The following is a 1,391-nucleotide window of genomic DNA, read 5'->3' on the forward strand; positions in this document are numbered from 1 at the left end:
CTGTATTTCCGGCGCACCTTTTGCGCCTCGGCGCCACGACTCGCGGCAGGGGCCCGCCGCGCCCGCCCGGTCCGGTCAAGCGGAAAAAGCACGGCCATCGTCGAAAATTCGCGTTGACGATCTAGTCCCGAATACGTCAGGTTGTGTAGGCGGTCGCGCTGGCCACCATATGTAGGGCAGACGAGGCAGGGCCGCGAAACACACGCAACACAAGGGCCCGGGCTGCGGGCACCATCGGCCGTGCGCCGGGGCTCGGTCTGTTGCGGCCGACGAAATGACAAGGCGGGGACACCGACAGATGCGGATCGAGAGAAAGTTCACCGAGGCAGGACAGGACGCCTACGCGGGGATCGAGTTCGTCACCACGAGCTCTGAAATCCGCAACCCGGACGGCACGGTGGTCTTCCGCCTCGAGGAGGTCGAGGTGCCCGCCCGCTGGAGCCAGGTCGCCTCCGACGTCATCGCGCAGAAGTATTTTCGCAAGGCAGGCGTGCCCAACAAGCTCGCCCGCGTCGCCGAGGAGGGCGTGCCGGAGTTCCTGTGGCGCGCCGCGCCGGCCGAGGACAACGACGGCTTCGGCGGCGAGACGAGCGCGCGGCAGGTCTTCGACCGCATGGCCGGCGCCTGGGCCTACTGGGGCTGGAAGGGCGGCTACTTCTCCAGCGAGGAGGACGCGCGCGCCTACTTCGACGAGATGCGCCACATGCTCGCAACCCAGCGCGCCGCGCCGAACTCGCCGCAGTGGTTCAACACCGGCCTGCACTGGGCCTACGGCATCGACGGCCCGAGCCAGGGCCACTACTACGTCGATTACCGGACCGGCGAGCTGACCAAGGCGCGCTCGGCCTACGAACATCCGCAGCCGCACGCCTGCTTCATCCAGTCCGTGCAGGACGACCTCGTGAACGAGGGCGGCATCATGGACCTCTGGGTGCGCGAGGCGCGCCTCTTCAAGTACGGCTCGGGCACCGGCACGAACTTCAGCCACCTGCGCGGCGAGGGCGAGAAGCTCTCGGGCGGGGGCAAGTCGTCGGGCCTCATGGGCTTTCTCAAGATCGGCGACCGCGCCGCCGGCGCGATCAAGTCGGGCGGCACGACACGCCGCGCGGCCAAGATGGTGATCGCCGACGTGGATCACCCCGACATCGAGGAATTCATCAACTGGAAGGTCGTCGAGGAGCAGAAGGTGGCGAGCCTCGTCGCCGGCTCCAAGGCGCATGAGGCGCGGCTGAACGACATCTTCGCCGCCATCGGCGCCTGGGACGGCGCGGCCGAGGACGCCGCCGACCCGGCGAAGAACCCGCAACTCAAGACGGCGATCCGCGCCGCCAAGCGCGACCGCATCCCCGAGACCTACACCAAGCGGGTGCTCGACTACGCGAAGCAGGGCT

1 pseudogene is annotated in these 1,391 nt (G+C 68.4%); it reads left to right on the forward strand.

Annotation, left to right across the window (positions count from 1 at the left end):
- Positions 1-298 precede the first annotated feature (298 nt).
- Positions 299-1,391: pseudogene (locus ACESL7_RS09870) on the forward strand (vitamin B12-dependent ribonucleotide reductase); the annotation flags it as partial.

It is taken from the genome of Rhodosalinus sp., assembly GCF_041685465.1.
Classification (GTDB): Bacteria; Pseudomonadota; Alphaproteobacteria; order Rhodobacterales; family Rhodobacteraceae; genus Rhodosalinus.